Source organism: Curtobacterium phyllosphaerae (assembly GCF_049341865.1).
GTDB classification, from domain to species: Bacteria; Actinomycetota; Actinomycetes; order Actinomycetales; family Microbacteriaceae; genus Curtobacterium; species Curtobacterium phyllosphaerae.
On the sequence record NZ_JBMPIU010000001.1, the window covers coordinates 1 to 15,461 of the forward strand.

14 protein-coding genes are annotated in these 15,461 nt (G+C 72.1%); 6 read left to right on the forward strand and 8 right to left on the reverse strand.

The window, feature by feature from the left end; all coding sequences use genetic code 11:
• The first annotated feature begins 620 nt into the window (after positions 1-620).
• A complete protein-coding gene (locus tag ACO0E0_RS00005; RefSeq protein ID WP_422869198.1) occupies positions 621-1,631 on the forward strand; it encodes an aldo/keto reductase family protein in 1,011 nt (336 codons plus the stop codon).
• A 12-nt stretch (positions 1,632-1,643) separates the two neighbouring features.
• Here the strand turns inward: ACO0E0_RS00005 and ACO0E0_RS00010 are convergent, their stop codons facing one another.
• The 5 genes from ACO0E0_RS00010 to ACO0E0_RS00030 form a co-directional block, all read right to left on the reverse strand.
• Positions 1,644-2,276, reverse strand: coding sequence for a DnaJ family domain-containing protein (locus ACO0E0_RS00010; protein ID WP_422869200.1), 633 nt, complete (start codon positions 2,274-2,276; stop codon positions 1,644-1,646).
• Positions 2,277-2,365: 89 nt separating this feature from the next.
• On the reverse strand, positions 2,366-3,055 hold the full coding sequence (locus ACO0E0_RS00015) for a hypothetical protein (RefSeq protein WP_422869202.1): 690 nt from the start codon (positions 3,053-3,055) through the stop codon (positions 2,366-2,368).
• Positions 3,055-3,801, reverse strand: a complete 747-nt coding sequence (locus ACO0E0_RS00020; RefSeq protein WP_422869204.1) for a hypothetical protein — start codon at positions 3,799-3,801, stop codon at positions 3,055-3,057. The genes ACO0E0_RS00015 and ACO0E0_RS00020 overlap by 1 nt, the downstream gene beginning before the upstream one ends.
• Positions 3,802-3,822: 21 nt before the next feature.
• Complete coding sequence (locus ACO0E0_RS00025) at positions 3,823-5,736, reverse strand: glycoside hydrolase family 15 protein (protein WP_422869206.1); 1,914 nt, start codon at positions 5,734-5,736, stop codon at positions 3,823-3,825.
• An 8-nt stretch (positions 5,737-5,744) separates the two neighbouring features.
• Positions 5,745-6,479 (reverse strand): TMEM175 family protein, encoded by a 735-nt coding sequence (locus ACO0E0_RS00030; RefSeq protein ID WP_422869208.1) that lies wholly within the window; start codon positions 6,477-6,479, stop codon positions 5,745-5,747.
• A 390-nt stretch (positions 6,480-6,869) separates the two neighbouring features.
• Here ACO0E0_RS00030 and ACO0E0_RS00035 point away from each other — a divergent pair, with 390 nt between their 5' ends.
• The 4 genes from ACO0E0_RS00035 to ACO0E0_RS00050 all read left to right on the forward strand — a co-directional run bounded on the left by ACO0E0_RS00035 (position 6,870) and on the right by ACO0E0_RS00050 (position 10,983).
• Positions 6,870-8,036 carry an RtcB family protein gene (locus ACO0E0_RS00035; protein WP_422869210.1) on the forward strand — a complete coding sequence of 389 codons (1,167 nt, stop codon included), beginning with the start codon at positions 6,870-6,872 and terminating at the stop codon, positions 8,034-8,036.
• A 52-nt stretch (positions 8,037-8,088) separates the two neighbouring features.
• A complete protein-coding gene (locus ACO0E0_RS00040; protein WP_422869211.1) occupies positions 8,089-9,267 on the forward strand; it encodes an alpha/beta fold hydrolase in 1,179 nt (392 codons plus the stop codon).
• Positions 9,267-9,707, forward strand: coding sequence for a dihydrofolate reductase family protein (locus ACO0E0_RS00045; RefSeq protein ID WP_422869213.1), 441 nt, complete (start codon positions 9,267-9,269; stop codon positions 9,705-9,707). Before ACO0E0_RS00040 ends, ACO0E0_RS00045 begins: the two co-directional genes overlap by 1 nt.
• A 115-nt stretch (positions 9,708-9,822) precedes the next feature.
• Entirely contained in the window at positions 9,823-10,983 is a 1,161-nt protein-coding gene (locus ACO0E0_RS00050; protein WP_422869215.1) for a N(5)-(carboxyethyl)ornithine synthase, read from the forward strand.
• 153 nt (positions 10,984-11,136) lie between these two features.
• On the opposite strand, the gene ACO0E0_RS00055 is transcribed toward ACO0E0_RS00050, so the two are convergent.
• The 3 genes from ACO0E0_RS00055 to ACO0E0_RS00065 form a co-directional block, all read right to left on the reverse strand.
• On the reverse strand, positions 11,137-12,339 hold the full coding sequence (locus tag ACO0E0_RS00055) for an NAD(P)/FAD-dependent oxidoreductase (protein ID WP_422869217.1): 1,203 nt from the start codon (positions 12,337-12,339) through the stop codon (positions 11,137-11,139).
• Positions 12,336-12,854 carry a Dps family protein gene (locus ACO0E0_RS00060; RefSeq protein WP_422869219.1) on the reverse strand — a complete coding sequence of 173 codons (519 nt, stop codon included), beginning with the start codon at positions 12,852-12,854 and terminating at the stop codon, positions 12,336-12,338. Before ACO0E0_RS00060 ends, ACO0E0_RS00055 begins: the two co-directional genes overlap by 4 nt.
• Positions 12,855-13,020: 166 nt before the next feature.
• Positions 13,021-13,533, reverse strand: coding sequence for a MarR family winged helix-turn-helix transcriptional regulator (locus tag ACO0E0_RS00065; RefSeq protein WP_422869220.1), 513 nt, complete (start codon positions 13,531-13,533; stop codon positions 13,021-13,023).
• Between the two features lie 226 nt (positions 13,534-13,759).
• Here ACO0E0_RS00065 and ACO0E0_RS00070 point away from each other — a divergent pair, with 226 nt between their 5' ends.
• A complete protein-coding gene (locus tag ACO0E0_RS00070) occupies positions 13,760-15,433 on the forward strand; it encodes a glycoside hydrolase family 13 protein (protein ID WP_422869222.1) in 1,674 nt (557 codons plus the stop codon).
• The last annotated feature ends 28 nt before the right edge of the window (positions 15,434-15,461 follow it).

The window sequence follows — 15,461 nt, forward strand, 5'->3', positions numbered from 1 at the left end:
CGACTCCACCGAGCCGGGGCGCTCTCCCGCGTCCACCCCCGCCCCCGCGCCGGCACGGGCCCCCCGTCGAGCGTGCACTTCGGCCGCGTCCACGCCCGAACCACGCGGCCAAACTGCACACTCGGCGCAGCCCCCACCCGCAACCCCCACCCGCAGCCTCCACCCGCAGCCGACACGGGTGAGCGCCCTCGACGCGGCCGGCCACCGAGACGCCCACCCCCACCCGCCACCGGCACGGGCCCCCGCGAGCGTGCAGTTCGGCCGCGTCTCCGCCCGAACCACGCGGCCAAACTAAACCCTCGGCGCGGCCCCGACCCGCGGCCTCCACCGGCAGCCGACACGGGTGAGCACCCCCGACGCGGCCTCCACCGGCAGCCGGCACGGGTGCGCACGCCCAACGCGGCCGGCCTCCGGGACGCCTACCCCCACCCGCCGCCGGCACGGGCCCCCCGCGAGCGTGCAGTCCGGCCGCGTCCCCGCCCGGAACACGCGGCGGAACTGCACACTCGGCGCAGCCAGCCGGCCGGGACACCACGGAACGAGACGCCAGCGGCCCGCTCGCGTCCATCCGAGTAGCGTCGCCCGGGTGTGCGCGCCGCTGCGCACCGGAAGGACACACGATGGAACACCGCTTCCTGGGCAACTCCGGCCTCAAGGTCTCCGAGATCACCTACGGCAACTGGCTCACCCACGCGTCCCAGGTCGAGAACGACCAAGCGATCGCCTGCGTCCGTGCCGCGCTCGACGTCGGCATCTCGACGTTCGACACGGCCGACGTGTACGCGAACACCGGCGCCGAGACGGTCCTCGGCGAGGCCCTCAAGGGCGAACGCCGGCAGTCGCTCGAGATCGCCACGAAGGTCTTCGGGCCGACCGGTCCGAAGGGCCACAACGACACGGGCCTGTCCCGCAAGCACATCCTCGAGTCGATCGACGGCTCGCTCCAGCGCCTCCAGACGGACTACGTCGACCTGTACCAGGCGCACCGGTTCGACGTCGAGACCCCGCTCGAGGAGACGTTCCAGGCCTTCGCGGACATCGTGCGCGCCGGCAAGGTGCTCTACGTCGGCGTCAGCGAGTGGACGGCCGAGCAGCTCCGCGCCGGACACGAGCTCGCCGACGAGTTCGGGGTGCAGCTCATCTCGAACCAGCCGCAGTACTCGGCGCTCTGGCGGGTCATCGAGGGCGAGGTCGTCCCCACCTCGAGGGAGCTCGGCATCTCACAGATAGTCTGGTCGCCGATCGCGCAGGGCGTCCTCACCGGCAAGTACCAGCCGGGCCAGCCGCTGCCGGAGGGGTCCCGTGCCACCGACGACAAGGGCGGCGCGAAGATGATCGAACGGTTCATGCGGGACGAGGTCCTCGAGCGCGTGCAGGCCCTGAAGCCGATCGCCGACGAGCTCGACCTCTCGATGGCACAGCTCGCCGTCGCCTGGGTGCTGCAGAACGAGAACGTGGCGTCCGCGATCATCGGGGCCTCGCGTCCGGAACAGGTCCAGGACAACGCCGGGGCTGCCGGGGTCACGATCCCCGCGGAGCTCATGGCCCGCATCGACGACGCACTCGGCGACGTCGTGGAGCGCGACCCGGCGAAGACCGAGGACAGCAGCCCGAAGCAGCGCGAGGCGTAGGCCGGACCCGACTCAGCGCGAGTGTGCCCGGCGCCACCACCGGCGCCGGCGCCGCTCGGCTGCGTCCGCGACGGCCTGCTCCGCCGCGGCCGACCGTTCGGCCGCGAGTCGCGCCTCCCGTCGGTCCAGCCACCGGCTGACCTCGACCTCGACGTCCCGTACCCGTGTGATCACCGGCGGACCACCGAGCAACTGGCGGCGGGCCTCGACCACGCGTGCGTCGAAGTCCTCGACGGCCTCGCGGACGGCCTGCTCCGTGCCGAGTCCGTCCAGGCGGTCGTCGAGCTCGGCGTCCTCCTTCCGGAGTGCGAGGGCCGGGGGGCCGAGTCCGGTCAGGTTCTCACGTTCGACGAAGCGCTTGATCCACCAGTCGGGATCGTGGCGGCCGTCGTTGTCCGGCAGGGGTCGCCCACGGAGCGGGTTGTGCTCGAAGGCCCCCTGCGCCTCGGCCTGCTCGACGAGGTGGTTCGCCTGCGCGACCATGTCCCGCGCACCCTGCAGTCGGCGTTCCGCGCGCACCTCGTCGGGGTCGAGCGACCGGGGAGCGGGGACGACTCCGGAGCGCTCCTCGGCGTCGACCTGCTGCGCGAACCGGTACCGGGCGGCACGGCGCAACCGGTCCATCCGGGCGTCCGCATCGCTCATCCCTCCATGTTCCCCCGCGCCTCGGCCGCCGTCCAGTCCAGGACTCGGGAGCGTCGCCCCGGGCGGAGCACCGGGCCGCCGTCCGGCGCTCAGTTCCGCCCCACCAGGACCACCTGCACCGAGCCCTGGTCGACGTGCACCGTGAGGACGTCGCTGCCCGACCGGGCGACGAGCGACATCGACGAGCCGAACGCCTCGGACCGCGGGATGCACGAGCTCGTCGCCGCGTGCCGGTCCGGGGACGCGAGGAAGCACAGCGCCCCGTCCGTCCGCGTCGCCACCCACGCCATCCACGGCGTGCTCGGCGAGTCGGCGCCGTTCGCGAAGAGAAGCCGACTCGATCGGGGGTCGAGGTCGCTCTGCAGTGCCGCCGGCAGTTGATCGGCCGTGGTCTGGCTGCGGGGCAGGATCCGGGTGAGTGAGGACGCCTCGGCAGCGCTCGAGGTCGGACCGTCGGCGGGTGCCTCGGAGCCGGCCCGGAGGAGGTCCGCCGCCCCGGCGCCGAGCAGGAACGCCGCCGCGGCGATGGCGGCGGTGACCATGACGAGACGGAGGCGGCGTGGCGGCGGCGGGGTGGGCCTCCCGTCCGGTGCGGGCGCGCGGACCGGCGATGCGGCGTCCGCGACCGGCGATCCGGCGTCCGCGACCGGCGAATCCGCGGCCGGCGCGTCCATCGCGGCGAGCGCACGGGCGGCCTCGGCCGCGGCCGCGGGGGACCGACCCGGCCCGTACGCGATCGCCTGCAACCGGGCGCGGTCACCCTCGCGGTCCTCGGTCACTACTCACCCCCGATCAGGTCGATGCGTGCCACCCCACCGACCATCCGGATCGCGAGCCCCTGGTCGCCGTCGCGCGTGACGTAGGAGAGCTCGCCGTGCAGGACCTGTGCGCTCGGCACGCACGTGACGTCGCTCGCGTACCGGTCTGGGGACGCGATGACGCAGAGGTCCCCGCCGGTCCGGGCCTTCGCGATCCAGACGACCCAGGGCACGGGCGGCCGGTCGGCGTAGTTCGCGAACAGCAGGCGCGCACTGGACCGGTCGACCGACGCGGTGATCGCGGTCGGGAGGACGTCAGCCGGCGTCTGGTCCTGTGCGAGCACCCGGCTCAGGGTCTCGCTGCCGGAGTCACTCGAACCGTCCTGGACCACCGGCGGCCCGATCCGTCCGGCGACCACGGTCCCCGTGACGCCGAGCGCGCCGGCGAGCACCGCGGTCCCGCCGAGGAGTGCCCAGAGTCGCCATCTGGCGCGCGGTCGAGGACGCGGCACCGCGGTCGGCGCAGGGTCCGGCACACCGGTCGCCGCACCGGACGGGAGGCCCGGGGCCGGGTCACGGACGTCGGCCGCAGCCGCCGCGACCCCGCCGCCCGGAGCAGGGCCGGTCGCCCGCCCCGCAGCAGGTCCCGCGGCGCGGCGGACCAGCTCAGCACGTGCCGTCGCGACGTCAGCCGGGTCGGCGTCCGGACCGAATGCGATCTGCTCGAGGGCGGCGCGGTCCAGGGACCCGACTGCGTCGTCGTCCATGGCCGCGCCCCTTCCGGACTGTCAGCTGCGTACCGGTGATTCGGAGACGATGGGCGGCAGGTGGTGCACCCGACCCGAATCACCGTTCGACGCGTCGCCGTCGCTCAGTTCCTCGATGGTGATCGCAGCGCTGATGAGCGCCAGGTGGGACAGCCCCTGCGGGATGTTGCCCATGAAGTCGCCGGTCCGTTCGGAGATCATCTCGGAGAACAGTCCGACGTCGTTGCCCCGGCCGACCATGTCGTCCATCAGCGCCCTGGCGTCGTCCTCGCGGCCGACGCAGGACAGGGCGGCAGCGAGCCAGAACGAGCAGGCGACGAACGGCGACTCCTCGTCCTCGATGCCGGAGTACCGGTAGACGAGCGGTCCGCGCTGCAGCTGCTCCTGGATCGCGTCGATCGTCCGGGCCATGCGCTCGCCCCGGTCGAACCCCGACGGGCCGTGCAGCAGGATCGACGCGTCGAGCTGGTCGCTCCCGGCGTACATCACGTAGTGGCCGAGCTCCTCGTTCCAGCCGTGCTCGTCGACCCACTGGACGATGAGTTCCCGGTTCTTCGCCCACACGTCGCGGCTGCCCTGGAGCTGGCCGGCGTCGTGCAGGGTGATCGCGGCGTCGAGTGCCTGCCAGCATCCGATCTTGCTGGTGACGTAGTGCTGGACGTCCTCGAGCTCCCACATCCCCGAGTCGGCCTTCTCCCATTCGGTGCAGGCGTCGTCCGCGAGTCCCTCGAGCACCTTCGCGGTCTGCCGGTCGAGGACGTTCCCCTCGTCGACGTACTGCCGCATGATGTCGAAGATGTCGCCCCAGACCCCGAGCTGGAGCTGGTCGCCGGCGCGGTTCCCCTCGGTGACCGGGCCGATGCCACGCCAGCCCGGGGCGTCGCGGTTCTCGACCTCGTTCGACTCCGCACCGGTCAGCGAGTAGAAGATCGGCATGCCGTCGTCGTGGTTCGCGATCGTCCGCATCAACCAGGACACGGCGGCGTGGGTCTCCTCGCGCAGACCGAACCGGTTCAGCGCGCGGACCGTGTAGGCGAGGTCGCGGACCCAGGCGAACCGGTAGTCCCAGTTCTTGCCGCCGCCCATGTCCTCGGGCAGGCTCGTCGTGGCGGCGGCGGCGATCGCACCGGTCGGCGAGAAGATGAGCAGCTTCAGCGCCAGGGCGCTCCGCTGCACGGCCTCCGCCCACGGACCGTCGTAGGAGAACTCCTCGCTCCAGGCCGACCAGTTCGCGATCGTCCGGTCGATGCCGCGCATGGTGTTCTGCGGCTCGGGGATGAAGATCGGCTCGTCGTGTGTGCCGACGATGGTCAGGATGGACTTCGAGCCCTCGGTCGCGGTGAACGTCCCGGAGAACCGCGCGCCGTCCTCGTGCACCGGGTCGAACCCCTGCTCGACGATCGCGATCGTGACGCCGTCGATCGCGATCACCGGGCCGTTCACCGTGTCGAGTCGACGTGGTTCGGCCTGTCCGAGGAGCGTGCCCGGCTCGACCGCCCAGGTGAGTTCGACGTGCCCGTGGACCCCCTGGACGCACCGGCCGATCTCGGCCCACGGCAGGCGTCCCGCGACACCGGTGACCATCGCGTCGGTCACGACGACGCTGCCCGTGTCCGTCGTCCACGTGGTCACGAGGACGTTCGTGCCGGGTTCGTAGCGACGGTCGATCCGGGCGTCCGGGTCGGTCGGCCGCAGGCTGATGTGTCCGCCGTGGTCGGCGTCGAGCACCGCGGCGAAGACCGCCGGGGAGTCGAGCGCTGGGACGGGGAGCCAGTCGATCCGCCCGTCGCGGGCGATGAGCGCCACGGTCCGGCCGTCGCCGATGGCCGCGTAGTCCTGGATCGGCGCGTAGCCGTCGATGCGTCGGGTGGGTGTGCTGCCCTGCGCGGGCGTGCGGGCGGCGTGGTCGCGTGTGGAGGTGTCCTGGTCGGGCATGGATCGAGTCAACTCCGCGGATCAGCTGCCTGGCCGTGCTCGTTGTCCCCCGAGGTCGCAGACGGGACCGCAGCCGCAGCCGAGGACGCGGCCGGATCGGGCGTGCCCCCGGCCGCCGCACGGTCGGCGCCCTGCCGGTCCCACCGTCGCTCGACGACGACCTGGACCCACCCGGTCACCGCAGCGAGGAGCATCCCCCAGAACCCGACACCCGGGATCAGCAGTCCGGCGAGCAACGCCAGGACGAACGCGACGAGCGTCAGGACGATGCCGAGCACCCCGCTCGGGCGCATCGGCTCGTGGTCGCCACTGAGTTCCGGGCGGACCCGGAGCTCGACCGCGACGGCGGTGAGCGCGGCGCTCGCGACGATGAGCGTGCCGATGTACAGGGTCAGGGAGAGCGGTGTCGTCGAGTACGCCGTGATGATCGCGGTCGGGAGCGGCAGCACCACGATCGTGAACGTCCACACCATGCTCTCCAGGACGAGGCGCGGGGTGAGGAGCGCGACGTGCCGGAAGACCTGGTGGTGCGCCCACCAGAGCCGTGCGATCACGACGAAGCTGATCGTGAACGCGAGGATCTCGTCGCCGTGTCCGGACAGCAGGGCGCCGAGGCTCTCGCCCGACGCGGAGGCCGCCGGGACCAGGTCGACGAGCGGCAGCACGAGCAGCGTGATGGCGATCGCGGCCACGGCGTCGGTGAACGTGACGAGTCGTTCGGCGTTCGTCTCGGGTGTGCGCACGCGGCCAGTATGCCGCAGACCGTACTTGCGCATCCCGGGCGTGTCGCACTAGGGTCGGGATCCGCGTCCGCCCTGGGCGCAGTCGGAAGGACATCCCGTGCAGACCACGCGACGCGGTCGGGAACGAGTCGAGCGTCAGCTCGCCTCGAATCTCCAGCGCGCCGTGGAGCACTCGTCCGCCAGCCATCGCAGCTAGGCACAGCCGTCATCCGACGCCCTGTGCCGATCCGGCCGGGGCGTCCACCGCCACCGCGCTCTCCGCCGCCCGCGGACCTCGTCGGCTGTCCGCGGTGTCCGTCCGTCGGACTGGAGGCACGGTGCCGGTCCGCCCCGGACCCTCACCCCCTCCACGCCCGCGCTCCGTGGGCATCCGAAAGGCGGAACACCACCATGCAGCAGATCACGAGCCGGTTGCTCTCCTGGGCCAGCATCCTCGAGGAGGCGACCGAGCAGCAGGCCCGCACCACGGCCTCCATGCCGTTCGTCCACCCGCACGTCGCGCTCATGCCGGACGCCCACCTCGGGCTCGGCGCGACCGTCGGCTCGGTCATTCCGACGCTCCGCGCCGTCATGCCGGCCGCGGTCGGCGTCGACATCGGGTGCGGCATGATCGCCGTCCGGACGCAGTTCTCCCGGCCCGACCTGCCGAGCGACCTCCGGCCGCTCCGGGAGGCAATCGAGCGTGCCGTCCCGCTGTCGGCCGGGGCGGCGAACGACACCGTGGCGGCGACCGCGGGCCCCCGGATCGCCGAGCTCGAGGCGCTCGCGGTGTCGGCGGGCTTCGACCCCGCACAGTCGCACAGCGCGTGGCGGCAGCAGCTCGGGACGCTCGGGAGCGGCAACCACTTCATCGAGGTGAGCGTCGACGAGGCCGACCGCGTCTGGCTCTTCCTGCACTCCGGGAGCCGCGGCGTCGGCAACAAGATCGCCCAGCGGCACATCGCGGTCGCCAAGCGGCTCATGGACCAGTGGTGGATCACCCTGCCGGATCCGGACCTGGCGTACCTCGTCGAGGGCACCCCGGAGTTCCACCGGTACATCGCCGAGCTGCGGTGGGCGCAGCACTTCGCACTGCTCAACCGCGAGGAGATGATGGACCGGGTGGTCCAGCAGCTGTCCGCGACGACGGGGACACCCGTCGACGAGCAGGAGCGGATCAACTGCCACCACAACTTCACCCAGCAGGAGCGGCACTGGGGCAAGGAGGTCTGGGTGTCCCGGAAGGGCGCGATCTCCGCGAAGGCCGGCGAGCCCGGGCTGATCCCCGGCTCGATGGGCACGGCGTCGTACGTGGTCGAGGGACGCGGGAACGCACCGTCGCTCACGTCGTCCCCGCACGGCGCTGGTCGGTCGTACTCCCGGTCGGCGGCGCGGCGGACGTTCACGCACGAGCAGCTCCGGGCGGCCATGACGGGCATCGAGTTCCGCGACACCGACGCGTTCCTCGACGAGATCCCCGCGGCGTACAAGCCGATCGACCAGGTGATGGCGGACGCGTCGGACCTCGTGACGATCCGGCACACGCTCCGGCAGCTCGTCAACGTGAAGGGCGACTGAGCACGCACCGGTAGTGTGGACGTCCGTCCGAGCAGATCACCCGGAGGTGTCCGTGCCAGATGACGACAGCGCGCACGTCGAGCGCGAGCCGCGTCACGCCGACGGGCTGACGCACACCGAGGGCACCGACGTCACGGTCGCGGTGGACCGGGTCGAGGTCGGCGGCACCTACGTCCGCGTCAGCACGATCGGCGAGCCGGGCACCCGCGCGTTCGTGCTCGTCGCGGGGCTCGGCGTCGCGTCCACGTACTACGAGCGACTCGCGCCGAACCTCAACGAGTTCGGCCCGGTGCACGGCCTCGACCTCCCCGGGTTCGCCGGTGTGCGGAAGTTCCGGGGCGCGGTCTCGATCGAGCGGTACGCGGACGCCGTCGAGGCGGTCATCGACGCCCTGGGACTCGACGACCCGGTGCTCGTCGGCCACTCGATGGGCGCCCAGGTGGTCACCGAGGTCGCCGCTCGTCGCCCCTCGCTGTCGGACATCGTGCTGATCAGCCCGGTCGTCGACGCGGACGCCCGCACCGTCAGCGAGTCGATGGTCCGGTTCCTGCAGTCCGCATGGCACGAACCGTCGGCGGTCCGGTTCCATGCGGTCACCGCCTACGTGCTCTGCGGCTGGCACTGGTTCCACAAGGTGTTGCCGAAGATGCTCCGCTACCCGATCGAGCAGCGCGCGGACGCCGTCCAGGCACGCACGCTCATCATCCGCGGTGAGCGTGACGCCCTCGTGCCGCGGGACTGGCTGCGGAAGCTCGCGCGCGTGTTCCCGTACGCCGTGCTCCGCGAGGTCGTGGGCGGCGCGCACTCCGTCATGCACGCGCAGGCCGACGCCGTCGCGGCGCTCGCCGTCGCACACGTCCGCGGCGAGCTGACCGACCGCGGGGTGTCCTCCCTGCAGCGCGTCAGCGACACCACGACGGCGAAGGACCTCGACCGTCTGGACTGGTCCGACGCGTGGTTGATCGTCAAGTCCCGGATCCTCGAACTCGTCGGCATGGCGAGGGGCGACGACCGGACGCTCGAGGCGGGCAAGTCCGCGCATGCCGCCGCGATGGCCGACACCGAGGCACCGGACACCGACGTCGCCGACCTGGCCGACGACGCCGCCGACTCGTCGGACGTCGTGACGCCGGCCGAGGGCGGACCGGCCGAGGACGCCCTGACGGCACCGGAGCGCGACGCCCCGCAGACGCAGGAGCAGGTCGAACGGGACGCACGGCGGGCCCGCTGATGTCGCGAGTCCGGGTGCACAACTTCGCGATCTCGCTCGACGGGTACGGAGCGGGCGCGGACCAGTCGCTCGAGCACCCCTTCGGTCATGCCGACGGGCGGCTGATGGGCTGGTTCGCCGCGACCGCGACGTTCCGGCCCCTGGTCATGGCCGGCGGGACAACGTTCCACTTCGTCGACGCGTCCCCGGCCGAAGCGCTCCGCCAGGCACGGGCCGCCGCTCCCGGGCTCGACGTCCGGATCGGCGGCGGGGTCGAGACCGTGCGGGAGTTCCTCGCGGCCGACCTCGTCGACCACCTGCATGTCGTCGTCGTGCCGATCGTCCTCGGGTGCGGTGAGCAGCTCTGGGACGGGCTCGAGGGGCTCGAGGACCGGTTCGACATCGAGTCCGTCGCGTCGCCGTCGGGGGTCGTGCACCGGACGTTCCGACGCCGGACCTGAACGCGGTGCCCGGCCTGGTGCGGCGCCCGGCCTGGTGCGGCGCCGGGCCTGGTGCGGCGCCGGGCCTGGTGCGGCGTCGGGCCTGGTGCGGCGCCCGGCCGCCGTAGAGTGCAGCATGACCGAAATCGAGCGATCGTCTGAACTGCTCCGCCTCGGCGTGCTCGCCAGCTCCCGCAAGACCGACGAACGGCGCCTCCCGATCCACCCGGCGCACCTCGACCGCATCGACGCTGACCTCCGCGCGGCGATGGTGTTCGAACGTGGGTACGGCCTGCGGTTCGGGATCCCCGACGACGAGCTCGAACCGCTCGTCCGGATGGCCGACCGCGCCGACGTCGTCGCGGACTCCGACGTCGTGCTCCTGCCGAAGCCGTTGGCCGCCGACCTCGAGGACCTGCGCCACGGCCAGACGCTCTGGGGCTGGCCGCACTGCGTGCAGGACCGTGCGCTCACCCAGCTCGCCGTCGACGGGGAACTCACCCTGATCGCGTGGGAGGCGATGAACCACTGGCAGGACGACGGCGGCTTCGGGCTCCACGTGTTCCACAAGAACAACGAGCTCGCCGGCTACTGCTCGGTGATCCACGCCCTGCAGCTCTGCGGTTCGACGGGTGACTACGGCCGTCGGCTCTCCGCGGTCGTGATCGGCTTCGGGGCCACCGCCCGCGGCGCGGTGACCGCGTTGAACGCGCACGGCATCCACGACGTCCGGGTCCTGACGCACCGGAACATCGCCGCGGTCGGGTCGCCGATCCCGTCCGTCGAGATGGTGCAGCTCGAGCACGACGCGGACGCGCCGTTCGACAGCACCGTCCTGACCGACGACGGCCCCGTCCCGCTCGCGGCGTACCTGGCCCGGGACGACGTCGTGGTGAACTGCACGCTGCAGGACCCCAATGCGCCGATCACGTACCTCCGCATCGCGGACCTCGCCGCGTTCCGGCCGGGCAGCCTCGTCGTCGACGTCTCGATCGACCCGGGGATGGGGTTCGAGTGGGCGACGGCGACGACCTTCGCGGAACCGCTCGTCACCGTCGGCGGCACCACCAACTACTACGCCGTCGACCACAGCCCGTCGTTGCTCTGGAACTCGGCGACCTGGGAGATCAGCGAGGCACTGCTGCCGTTCCTCCGGACGGTGATGGAGGGCCCGGACTCCTGGCACGCCTCGGAGACGATCCGTCGGGCCATCGAGATCGAGCACGGGCGGATCCGCAACGACGCGATCCTCGAGTTCCAGGGGCGCGCGCCCGAGTACCCGTACCCGGTCGCGTGATCGGGTACGACCCGGTCGCGAGCGCGTCGAGGTCCGGAACCGGCGGGACCGCGGCGAGCCGCGCCTCCAGGACGGGACCGGAGGCGCGGCGGCGCGCGCAGGTCGTCCCACCGGGGGCGGGACGACCTGGCGTCGTGCGGGAGGGCGGCGGCTCTAGGCCGTGATGCGGCCCGGGAGCATGTCGGGGGTCAGGGCCGTCGCCTCGGCGAGCACCATCCGGGCCTCGTCCGTCTTGTCCCAGACGTTCCAGAGGAGGACACCGCGGACGATCTGGTCGTCGTCGAGGTAGTAGATCACCCCGGTGTCCTGCGGCGTCGTCCAGTCCTCGACCGTGCGGAGCGACGAGGTGACCTGCCCGACGGCCTCGTACCCCATGTCGAACACGTCCGAGTAGTACATCGGCGTGTGCTCGTACACCTCACCGGCGCCGGCGAGGTTGCGTCCCGCCTGCCGACCCTGCTCCTTGGCGTTGTCGACGTGTTCGACACGACGGCGACCGAGGATGCGGTCCGGGTACGACGCGACGTCGCCGGCGGCGAACACCGACGGGTCGTCGGTGACGAGCGTGCTGGACACGACGATGCCGTCGTCGACGGCGAGTCCCGCGGCCTCGGCGAGGTCGGTGGCCGGTGTGATGCCGAGCCCGGAGACGACCGCGTCGACGCCGAGCGTCGAGCCGTCGTCGAGGGTCAGCACGACGCCGTCCTCGGTCTCGTGGCCGTCCTCCACCCGACGACCCGTCCGGAGTGTGATGCCGGCGTCCACGAACCGCTGCTGGAATGCACTGGCGAGGTCGGCGGGGAACATGCTGCCCCCGACGACGTCGTCCGGGTCGACGAGCGTCACCGCGGCGCCGTTCTGGACGAGCCCGGCGGCGATCTCGGTGCCGATGTACCCGCCTCCGACGACCGCGACGTGCGCGTGCCGGTCAGCGAGCGCGCGCGCACGCCGGTAGTCCGCCGCGCTCCGGAAGTCGATGACGCGTTCGGACTGCTCGACGCCGAGGCTCCGCGGATGTCCGCCCGTCGCGAGCAGCAGACGGTCGTACCCGACGGTCGCGCCGTCCGCCGTCGTCACCGTCTTCGCGTCGCGGTCGATCGCGGTCACCGGGGTGGACAGCCGGATCGTCGCACCGGTCGCGTCCTCCGTGTGCAGGTCGACCTTCTCGTCCCAGCTGAAGTCCGGGTCGGTCCACAGCTTCTTCGACAACGCGGGACGCGCGTAGGGTGCGTCGACGTCCTCGCTGAGGATGCCGATCGTCCCGGTCTCGTCGAGCTCCCGGATGCCGCGGGCGGCCGCGTCCGCGACCATCCCGCCCCCGACGATCAGGTACCGGTAGGACGCGGCGTCGGTCACCGGCCGGCCGTCGCCTGGGCGAAGCTCTCCGCGTTCGCCGACGTCGTCGCTGCGGACAGCTTCTGCTTCGGGGTGCGGTTCTCCGCGCTGACCATCCAGGCGAGCTGCTCGAGACGGTCGATGATCGCGTGCAGGATGTCGGCCGTCGACGGGTCTTCGTCGTCCACCTCGTCGTGCACGTCGCGCATGGTGCCGACGGCCTGGTAGAGGCGGAGCGTGATCATGTCGACGACGTCGTGGGTCGACACCTCCCCTTCCGGGAACACGTCGAGGCTGCTCGTCGCGCCGACCGTCGCGGACCGGCCGTCCGGGGTGGCGTAGAGCGCACGCATGCGCTCCGCGATGGTGTCCGAGAACTCACGCGCCTCGTCGACGATCTCGTCGAGCTGCAGGTGGAGGTCGCGGAAGTTGTGGCCGAGGACGTTCCAGTGCGCCTGCTTGCCCTGCACATGGAGGTCGATGAGGTCCACGAGGACCTTCTGGAGGTTGCCGGCGAGCTTGTCCGATGCGTGCATGATGCGCCTTCCGTTCATGTCGGGGTCCGGGCCGCTCGCGTGTTCGCGGGCGGCCCGTCTGACATGGTCCGGTCTACTCGGATGTCCGACGACCTTCCTCAGCGCACGTCAGGGCGACTGTCCCCCGATGACCCGGGGGTCGCTCGAGCGCCGCGTGCGGCCGCGTTCAGGCCTTGTGCTCGACCGGATCGATCGCGTCGACGGCCTCGCGGACGCCGTCGAGGAACCGGGTGACGGTGGCGGCCTCTGCGGGGGAGAGGGACTCGGCGATCTCCATCATCCGCGAGTGCATCCGCCCGAGGGTCGCTCGCACCTCGGCATCGGTGTCCGACGTCGGCGTGATGACGAGGGCCCGGCGGTCGGTGGGGTGCGGGTCGCGGCGGACGTGCCCGCTCTTGACGAGACGGTCGATGAGGATCGTGGTGGACGCGGACGAGATGCGGAGGTGGGCCGCCAGGTCCTTCGGGCTCACGGAGCGGTCCGCCTTCTGGGCCTGCAGCAGGAACCGGACGGCGAGGAGGTCGGTCTCGCCCATGCCCATCGAGTCGCGGGTACGGCGCCGCATCGCGGTCTCGGCGGCGCGGTACCGGCGCAGCGCGTTCAGGACGTCGACGCCGGAGTGCTCCGCGGTCCCGGGGTACCAGTACCCGGACGCTTCGGTGATCTCCTGGGTGGGCATGGGGACATGGTAGGCCACCTAGTTGCTAGTGCTCCTAGCGATCGTGGCGTGCCGCCGTCCCGCGACGACGTCGAGCGATTACCATGACGGTCGACCAGGACCGGTACCGAGCCCGAACGGTACCGGTCCGGCCCGTGGCCGTCACGCGAGCAGTCCCCGTGCAGCCGTCGTCTCGCGTAGCGTTGTCCGCGACCGTCCGCCGGCCCTCGAGAGGAACGCCCCACCCGTGCCAACGACCGACTCCGACGTCACGACCGCACCGTCCGTCACGACCGCACCGTCGCGATCGACCGCGACCTCCGATCCGAACTGGTGGCGTCAGGCCGTCGTCTACCAGGTCTACCCCCGCAGCTTCGCCGACACGACCGGCGACGGACTCGGGGACATCGCCGGCGTGACGAGCCGCATCGACTACCTCCGCGAACTCGGCGTCGACGCGATCTGGCTCAGCCCCTTCTACCCGTCCGCGCTCGCGGACGGCGGCTACGACGTCGCCGACCACCGTGACGTCGACCCGAAGCTCGGCACACTCGCGGACTTCGACGCCCTGGTCGCCGCCGCGCACGCCGCCGACATCCGGATCGTCGTCGACATCGTGCCGAACCACACCTCCGACCTGCACGTGTGGTTCCAGGAGGCCCTCGCGGCGCCGATCGGCTCGCCCGCCCGGGACCGCTACGTGTTCCGCGACGGATCGGGGCCCGACGGTGCCGAGCCGCCGTCGGACTGGGTCTCCAACTTCGGCGGCAGCGCATGGACACGGGTCCCGGACGGGCAGTGGTACCTGCATCTCTTCGCCCCGGAACAACCCGACGTCAACTGGGAGAACGCCGAGGTCCGCGCCGACTTCGAGCACACCCTGCGCTTCTGGTCCGACCGCGGGGTCGACGGGTTCCGGGTGGACGTGGCGCACGGGCTCGCGAAGGACCTCTCCGTCCCCTACCGGCAGTCGAACCAGCACGACCTGCCGCTCGACGGTTCGGACCCCCTGTACGACCGCGACGAGGTGCACGACATCTTCGCGACCTGGCGCACCGTGTTCGACGAGTACGACCCGCCGCGCACCGCCGTGGCCGAGGCATGGACCCCGGCACCCCGCCGCGTCCTCTACGCTCGGCCGACGGAGCTCGGGCAGGCGTTCAACTTCGACCTCCTCGAGGCTCCGTTCGACGCCGGCCGGTTCCGGACCGTGATCGACCAGAACCTCGAACAGGCCGAGCACTCCGGTGCGTCGAGCACGTGGGTGCTCTCGAACCACGACGTGATCCGACACGCCACCAGGTACGGGCTCCCGGACGGCACCGACACCGTCGCATGGCTGCTCAGCGACGGGACGTCCCCAGTGCTCGACGTCGCTCGGGGCCGCCGTCGCGCCCGGGCGGCGTCGCTCCTGATGCTCGCGCTCCCGGGTTCCTCCTACGTGTACCAGGGCGAGGAGCTCGGGCTCCTCGAGGCGCCCGCGATCCCGCCGTCCGAGCTCCAGGACCCGCAGTGGGAGCGCACCGGGCACGCGATGAAGGGCCGCGACGGCTGCCGCGTGCCGATCCCGTGGACCGAGTCCGGGCCGTCGTTCGGCTTCGGGTCCGGGGCGCCGCACCTGCCGCAGCCGGCGGACTTCGGCGCGTCGAGCGTCGAGGCCGAGTCGGGTGATGCCGGGTCGTCACTGGCCATGTACCGGGCGGCACTCGCGTTCCGGCGTTCGGTGCAGGACGGCGAGTCGCTCACGTGGCTCGACGCCCCGGCGCAGGTCGTCGCGTTCGCGCGGCACGACGGCTGGCGGTCGTACACGAACTTCGGCACGTCGGCGGTGCCGATGCCGGCGGGAACGGTCGCCGTCGCCTCCGGTCCGGTGGACGGCGACACGCTGCCCGCCGAGACGACGGTGTGGCTGGTCGACTGAGCTCAGGCCTGCACAGCCTGGAGGGGCG

Coding starts and splice junctions, on each gene's coding strand:
- ACO0E0_RS00005 (WP_422869198.1), top strand. CDS start 621: ATGGAACACCGCTTCCTGGGCAACTCCGGCCTCAAGGTCTCCGAGATC.
- ACO0E0_RS00010 (WP_422869200.1), bottom strand. CDS start 2,276: ATGAGCGATGCGGACGCCCGGATGGACCGGTTGCGCCGTGCCGCCCGG.
- ACO0E0_RS00020 (WP_422869204.1), bottom strand. CDS start 3,801: ATGGACGACGACGCAGTCGGGTCCCTGGACCGCGCCGCCCTCGAGCAG.
- ACO0E0_RS00025 (WP_422869206.1), bottom strand. CDS start 5,736: ATGCCCGACCAGGACACCTCCACACGCGACCACGCCGCCCGCACGCCC.
- ACO0E0_RS00035 (WP_422869210.1), top strand. CDS start 6,870: ATGCAGCAGATCACGAGCCGGTTGCTCTCCTGGGCCAGCATCCTCGAG.
- ACO0E0_RS00045 (WP_422869213.1), top strand. CDS start 9,267: ATGTCGCGAGTCCGGGTGCACAACTTCGCGATCTCGCTCGACGGGTAC.
- ACO0E0_RS00050 (WP_422869215.1), top strand. CDS start 9,823: ATGACCGAAATCGAGCGATCGTCTGAACTGCTCCGCCTCGGCGTGCTC.
- ACO0E0_RS00060 (WP_422869219.1), bottom strand. CDS start 12,854: ATGCACGCATCGGACAAGCTCGCCGGCAACCTCCAGAAGGTCCTCGTG.
- ACO0E0_RS00065 (WP_422869220.1), bottom strand. CDS start 13,533: ATGCCCACCCAGGAGATCACCGAAGCGTCCGGGTACTGGTACCCCGGG.